At 59.5% G+C, this 6,843-nt stretch carries 5 protein-coding genes; 1 reads left to right on the forward strand and 4 read right to left on the reverse strand.

Features of this window, described 5'->3' with window-relative positions; genetic code table 11:
- Nucleotides 1-69: 69 nt before the first annotated feature.
- The 4 genes from KIH79_RS00820 to KIH79_RS00835 all read right to left on the reverse strand — a co-directional run bounded on the left by KIH79_RS00820 (nucleotide 70) and on the right by KIH79_RS00835 (nucleotide 5,018).
- The gene (locus KIH79_RS00820; protein ID WP_219057633.1) at nucleotides 70-1,011 is read right to left on the reverse strand and encodes a carbohydrate ABC transporter permease; all 942 of its coding nucleotides are present in this window, start codon (nucleotides 1,009-1,011) and stop codon (nucleotides 70-72) included.
- Nucleotides 1,012-1,027: 16 nt separating this feature from the next.
- Nucleotides 1,028-1,960 (reverse strand): ABC transporter permease, encoded by a 933-nt coding sequence (locus KIH79_RS00825; RefSeq protein ID WP_236023505.1) that lies wholly within the window; start codon nucleotides 1,958-1,960, stop codon nucleotides 1,028-1,030.
- 280 nt (nucleotides 1,961-2,240) lie between these two features.
- Nucleotides 2,241-3,236: a LacI family DNA-binding transcriptional regulator gene (locus KIH79_RS00830; RefSeq protein ID WP_236023489.1), complete on the reverse strand. Its 996-nt coding sequence runs from the start codon at nucleotides 3,234-3,236 to the stop codon at nucleotides 2,241-2,243.
- Between the two features lie 171 nt (nucleotides 3,237-3,407).
- Nucleotides 3,408-5,018, reverse strand: coding sequence for an extracellular solute-binding protein (locus KIH79_RS00835; protein WP_219057636.1), 1,611 nt, complete (start codon nucleotides 5,016-5,018; stop codon nucleotides 3,408-3,410).
- A 434-nt stretch (nucleotides 5,019-5,452) separates the two neighbouring features.
- Here KIH79_RS00835 and KIH79_RS00840 point away from each other — a divergent pair, with 434 nt between their 5' ends.
- Nucleotides 5,453-6,802, forward strand: a complete 1,350-nt coding sequence (locus KIH79_RS00840; protein WP_219057637.1) for a carbohydrate binding domain-containing protein — start codon at nucleotides 5,453-5,455, stop codon at nucleotides 6,800-6,802.
- Nucleotides 6,803-6,843: the final 41 nt, after the last annotated feature.

Raw genomic sequence — 6,843 nt, forward strand, 5'->3', positions numbered from 1 at the left:
AAAGAGGTGCTTGATGCGCTCGCTCAGGCTGACGCTACGGGAATCCCACCGGGATTCCCGCTGAATGAGTCAGCCTTTAACGGCTCCGATCATGACGCCCTTGTTGAAGTATTTCTGCAGGAACGGGTAGATCACGAGCAGCGGCATCGTGGAGACGATGATCACGCCGTATTTGATCTGTTCGGCGATGTGCTGGTTCTCGATGGCGTTGCGGGCGTTTTCGAAGACGTTGGCCTTGTTGGCGAGCAGAATGTTCTGCAGCACCACCTGCAGCGGTTGCTTTTTCGCCGAGGTGACGTAGAGCAGGCCGGTGAAGTAGTCGTTCCAGTGGCCGACGAAGTAGTATAGGCCGATCACGGCGATGATCGCCGAGCTGAGCGGCAGCACGATCTTGAAGAAGTATCCGATGTAGCTCAGGCCGTCGATCTGCGCGGCGTCATGTAGATCCTCGGGAATCGACGTCTCGAAGAACGAGCGTGCGATGATGAGGTTCCACACGGAGACGGCGCCCGGCAGGATGAACACCCACATGTTGTCGAGCAGGCCGAGATCCTTGTACAGCAGGTAGTTCGGGATCATGCCTCCGGCGAAGTACATGGTGAACGTCAGCAGGAACAGCATCACGCGGCGCGGCTTGAATTCGCGGCGGGACAGTGCGAACGCGCCGGGCAGCGTGACCGCGAGGTTCAGCGCGGTTCCCAACACCGAATACACGATGGTGTTCCAATAGCCTTGCCAGATGCTGGTGTTGGCGAACACCTTCTTGTATCCGGCGAAGTTCAGGCCGAGCGGGATGAGCGTGACGTCGCCGGCCGCGACCTTCGCCTGATCGGATACGCTGGCGATGATGACGAACCACAGCGGGTAGATCACCACGAAACAGGTCAGGGCGATGATTGCCCAGATGACGATGTCGGTCACCCAGTCGGCGATGCCCTTCTTCTGGCGGAAATGCTTGTTCCAGGGGATTTCGGGCGCCTTGGTTGAAACTGATGCGTATGCGTTGCTCATGATGTTGGACTCGTTTCTAGAAGATGCTGGTTTCGGATGCGCGGCTCGCGATGAAGTTGGCGAGCAGCAGGAACGCGAAGTTGACGAGCGTGTTGAACAGGCCGATGGCCGTGCCGTAGGAGTACTGGTATCCGAGCAGACCCAGCTTGTAGGTGTAGGTCGAGATGACTTCGGAGGCCGGGAGGTTCATGGTGTTCTGCATCAGGAACACCTTCTCGAAGCCGACGGAGAGTACGGATCCCATGTTCATGATGAGCAGGATCACGCAGGTCGGCATGATGGTGGGCAGATCGACGTATCGGATGAGCTGCAGACGGCCCGCGCCATCCATTTTCGCCGCCTCGTACAGCGACAGATCCACGGAGCTGAGCGCGGCCAGATAGATGATGGCGTTCCAACCGCAATGCTGCCAGACTTCCGAGATCCAGTAGATCGGCGCGAACAGGTTCGGGTTGTCCAGCATGCTCGAATCGCCGATGAACCGGCCGATCAGGCCGCTGTCGGGGGAGAGGAAGATGTTGATCAGGGAGACGACGACCACGATGGAGATGAAGTGCGGCATGTACGTGAGTGTCTGCACGAATCCCTTGACGCCCTTCGATCCGATCTGGTTGATGAGCAGGGCCAGGATGATCGGGAAGATGAACCCGAGCACCAGAGTTCCGAGGCTGACGCGCACGGTGTTGATGATGGTCTCGGTGAACATCGGTGCGGTGAAGTACTGATGGAAGTATTTCAGACCGACGAACTTGCCGCCGGTCAGTCCGGCACCCGGCGTGAAGTCACGGAAGGCCAGTTGCAGACCCCACATCGGCACGTAGGCGAATAGTCCTACGAAACCGAGTGTGGGCGCCACTAGCACCCACAGTTGCCAGTATTTTTGGAAATGACGGGCCAGCCGTGCTCCGATGGATGGTTTTGCCTGATCCGTGTCTCCGGTGGTCTTCATCGTCGTTGATTGCGACATCGCATCCTCCGCTTTGATTGGATAGTGGCGAGAAAGGGTTTTCGTTGTTGTTGGAAATATAAATGAGATATATGTATTTTCATTATCGAAAACGTTTTCTCTATATCACGAGGATAACGCCGAAACGCAGGAATGTCAATTCGGTTCGCCAACGTTGCGAAAGTGTTGCGAAGCGTTACGGAGACATGAAAAAAGCCGATCCACGGGTTGCGGATCGGCGTATCGGTCGGGGATATGCGGGGAGCAGCGGGGGAAGTGCGGCTCAGCAGCCGGTCGAAGCCCGGCGCGTGAGCTTGCATGACGCGTATTCCACGCCATACGAGGGATTGCCGTCCATCGCGGCCATCAGCCGACGTGCAGCCAGATGCCCGATATCGTACAGAGCGTTGGACATACTCGTCAGCTGCGGATCGGTATTCAACACGATCGGACCCCAGTCGTCGTGGCCCATCAGCGCCACATCCTGCGGCACGCTGATCCCGTGCGAATGCAACGCGTCGAGCGCGCCCATCGCCAGCACGTCGCTCTGGCAGATCACCGCGTCGAACTCGGTACCCGCATCGACCAGTCGCGCGATCTCCTGACGCGACCATTGCGCCGTCCACGTACCGAATCTCGGTATGTTCACCGGCGTCAGTCCGAGCTCGTCCATGGCCTCCATCGCGCCTTGCAGTCGGTCCGTGGCCGCCTTCGAGCTGGCCTCACCGCAGATGATCGCGATGCTGCGCCGGCCGATCTCGGCCATGTGCCGCACGGCCGTGCGGCCGGCGTCGACGTTGTCCGCCGTGATCGAGCAGTCGCGTTCGTCCGAGGAGGCGGCGTACGCGTAGACGATCGGCACCGGAACCTCCTCGTGCAGCGGGGGACGGATGTTCGTGTTGTGGTTCACGACGAGCAGTCCGTCGACGTTGCGGGCCAGCAGCGCGTCGATGCACTGGCGTTCCAGCTTCATATCGCCGAATGCGTTCGACAGCAGCACGGTCACGCCGTTGGCGCTCAATTCGTTCTGCACCCCTGCCATGATCGGGCTGGAGAAGGAACCCTGATCGGCCGCGAACATGCCGATCGATCCGGATTTGCCGGACACCAAGGTCTGCGCGATCGGATTCGGCTCGTAGTTGAGTCGTTTCGCGATCTCGTTGACCTTCTGGCGCGTCGCCTCGCTGACGCCCGGTTTGCCGTGCAGCGCCTTGGACGCCGCTCCCACCGATACCCCGGCCGCTTTGGCGACGTCGGTCAGGGACGTCCTTCCCAGCATGCCTGTGCTCCCCATATTGTTGCCGCCGGCCATAACGCCTCCGATCGTGTGCGGTTGTCTGCGAAAAACGTTTTTGTATCACGTTCATCATAGACGAATCGCAACGGCTCTAGGGCGGTATGGTTCGGCGGCGGATGTTTGCCTACATTGACCTGCTATGCGATGGATCGACTACTTGACGGCCTCGTCGTACAGCTTCTGCCAGGTCTCGACGCCCTGATCCAGACCGGAGTTCTGCAGCTTCTTGACGTAGCCGTCCCATTCCTTGTCGACGCCGCCGTTGACGACCCACTTCGAGAACTGCGACAGCGCGTAGTTCGTGACGGCGGTGTTGATGTTGGCCAGCTGCGTCGACTGGCTGGTGTCGGGTTGGACGTACGAGGGCATGTAGTCGTCGGAATCCGCGAGGGTCTTGTAGATGTCGCCGTAGGCGGTTTCGACGTCCTTGAGCATGTAGTCGTCCTGCTTACGCGAGGTGTCGTCCTTGGAGGTCAGCGTGACCTCCGGGGGAATCCAACCGGCGAAGTATCCGTAGATGGCCTGCAGCTTCGGCTGGGTCTCGGCGTTGACCTGGGTCTTCTCGTAGTTGTGGTTGCCCTTGTCGGTGGTGAAGTCCGGGATGGAGCCGACGTACTGCTCCACGGAGATCTTCTCGCTGTACAGCGCGTTGACGATCTTCCAGATGGCGTCCTTGTTCGGTGCCTCCTTGGCGACGGACAGACGGCCGTTGACGATCATGAACTCATCGGCGTTGTAGTCCCAGCTCGGTTCGGTGGACGAGGTAGCCTTCAGCGGCGGCAGCGAGACGTAGTCGTACATGCCGTCCTGGCCGAACGAGGCGAGCTCGTTGAACCCGACCTGCACGCCGACGGTCATCGGATCCGCCTGAACGTCCGCGTTGTACTTGTTCACGTCCTGAGTCAGAGTGTCCTTGGGCAGCAGTCCCTCGTCGACAAAGCGGCTCAGGAGCTCCACCAGGCTCTTGTACTCGTCGGAGATCAGGAAGTTGCCGACCTTGCCGTCCTTGACGTAGTAGCCGTTCGAGCCGGCGGTGTTCTTCACGAGCTGCGTCGTGATGCCGGTGGAACCCATCATGCCGAAGATGAAGTTGCTGCCGATGCTGGTGGTGACGAGCGGGGAGAAGCTGAACGGCACTTCGTCGGCCTTGCCGTTGCCGTTCGGATCCTGCGTCTTGAACGCCTTGAGCACGGTTTCGAGCTCGTCCCAGGTGGTCGGCTCCTTGAGCCCCAGCTTGTCGAGCCACGTCTTGTTGATCATGAGACGGATGGCGGAGTTCAGGTTGGTGCTGTCCTTGGCGCTGGGCAGTCCGTAGATGTGGCCGTCCTGCGTGACCACCTTTTCCGCGTCCGGGTATGTCTCGAAGAACTTCTTGACGTTGGGCAGCTGCTTGTCGATATGCGGCTTGAGATCCTCGAACAGGTTGCCGAACTGCAGCGTGGAGGCCAGATCCATAGCGCAGATGGCCACGTCCGGAATGTTGCCGGAAGTCAGCATGCCGGGGCGCTGCTGCTGCCATTGGTTGGTGTCCAGATCGGTCCATTCGATGTCGCAGTCGCAGGCCGCCTCGAGCTCCTTGGTCCACGACATCTCGTTCATCTTCGGGCTGTTGGATACGTCGTGCACCACGCTGATCTTCACGACGGGCTTGCCTGCGGAGTTGACCCGTGTGTCGGACTCGGACGTGCCTCCGCATGCGGCCAGCGTGGACAGCGACATCACCGCCGCTGCGGTCGCGGCGATCGTCTTGGTTATCGGCTTCATTGCTTTGTTTTCTCCTTGGTGGAAACGACGTGTTGCGGTGCGTCTCCGGCGAGCTTGAGATGTGGTTATTGAGAAAACGTCTTCGTTAAGGGCGTACATCGTTGTTGATGAGTATCACTACTCGTCTTCATCGTAACGAAAACGTTTTCTTGATTTGAATCATAAGCCGTGATCTCAAAAAAGTCAAATGGCGTTTTGCGGGATTGCAACGTGTTCTCTTATATAAAAAAGCAGGCGACACGCCGAAATGATGTCGTATGACTTGCGGCAGTTTGCTGGAGGGTTTATATTCGTCCTACCACTTCGAAAACGTTTTCTAACGGACTGTCGGCGCAGCGGCCCGAAGGGGAACGCGAAGAAGATGACATACAAAAACGTTTGCGTAAATTCATGGTGGCAGGACGTAGGTGGTCACCCGCATTAAGGAGCATCACATGTCAACACGGCATTCCATTTCGATTCGCACCGACGACCGTGTCAAGGAGCAGGGCGACCTGTTCGGCGTGTTCTTCGAGGACATCAACCATGCCGCCGATGGCGGCCTGTATGCCGAACTCATCCAGAACCGGTCCTTCGAGTTCGACCCGATCGACAACCCCGACTACGCGCCCCTGACCGGTTGGACGGTGCTGCCCGACGACGGGACCACCGGCGCTCGAGTCGCCGACGATCATCCACTCAACGCCAACAATCCACATTATCTCGTGCTCGGCCCGTCCGAGGCCGATCTCGCGGGCGTGTCCAACGACGGATTCAACGACGGCATCCCCGTCAGCGCGGACGCACAATACGCATTCTCCTGCTACGCGCGCATCGACGATGCCTCCGCATCGGCAACGGCCAAGCTGCGCGTCGAGTTGCGGTCCGCCGATCTGCGGACCATTCTTGCCGACGAGACGTTCGTCGTCGCCGGCGGCGCATGGACCCGGTTCGCCGCCACGTTCTTCCCAGATCGGGACGATCCGACCGCCGTGCTGGTCGTGCGCAGCGATACACGGGCGACGCTCGACCTTGACATGGTCTCCCTGATCCCGCTCGACACGTTCGACGACGACCACGTGCTGCGCCGCGACCTCGCCGAGAAGCTCGCCGAACTCAAGCCCAGGTTCGTGCGATTCCCGGGCGGCTGCCTCATCCACGACGGCGCATTCGACCCGGCAGCCCGAGACTCCGTATACCGCTGGAAGTTCACAGTGGGGCCGGTCGAGGAACGCCCGTCCAAGCGCAACCGCTGGAAGTACAACCAGACGTTCGGTCTTGGTTTCTACGAGTATTTCCGCATGTGCGAACAACTGGGAGCAGAACCCATTCCGGTCATCTCGCTTGGCTGCAATGCTCATCATCATCTGCAGGACGACATCGAGAATCTGCAGTCGTGGATCGACGATGCGCTTGACGTGATCGAGTTCGCCAACGGACCGGTCTACAGCACGTGGGGCAGGGTTCGAGCTCAGATGGGTCATCCGGAACCGTTCCATATGAAGTACATCGCGCTCGGCAACGAGGAGGAGTACCAGGAGTTCTACGACCGGTACGAGATCGCCGCACACCAGATCCACGACCGCTACCCGGACATTCAGATCGCCGGCAGTGCGGGCGTCTGCCCATACAGCGACCTGTACGATCCGGCGTTCGAACAAGGCGATCGGCTCAACACTCCGCTGATGGATGTGCACTTCTATCACGCCCCGGAATGGACGGTCATGAACGCGGCTTCGGCGAGCGCGTTGAACCACGTATCGTCGAGCGTGGCGTATTCGCCGAGGAACACCTTGGTGTGGTAGGGGTGGTTCTCGTACCGGTAGGCGTTCATGACCGTCCATTC

It is taken from the genome of Bifidobacterium miconis, assembly GCF_019331735.1.
Lineage (GTDB): Bacteria > Actinomycetota > Actinomycetes > Actinomycetales > Bifidobacteriaceae > Bifidobacterium > Bifidobacterium miconis.

Bases quoted from the DNA above. Each gene is read 5' to 3' on its own strand.
- KIH79_RS00820 (WP_219057633.1), bottom strand. From the start codon at position 1,011: ATGAGCAACGCATACGCATCAGTTTCAACCAAGGCGCCCGAAATCCCC.
- KIH79_RS00825 (WP_236023505.1), bottom strand. From the start codon at position 1,960: ATGAAGACCACCGGAGACACGGATCAGGCAAAACCATCCATCGGAGCA.
- KIH79_RS00830 (WP_236023489.1), bottom strand. From the start codon at position 3,236: ATGCTGGGAAGGACGTCCCTGACCGACGTCGCCAAAGCGGCCGGGGTA.
- KIH79_RS00835 (WP_219057636.1), bottom strand. From the start codon at position 5,018: ATGAAGCCGATAACCAAGACGATCGCCGCGACCGCAGCGGCGGTGATG.
- KIH79_RS00840 (WP_219057637.1), top strand. From the start codon at position 5,453: ATGTCAACACGGCATTCCATTTCGATTCGCACCGACGACCGTGTCAAG.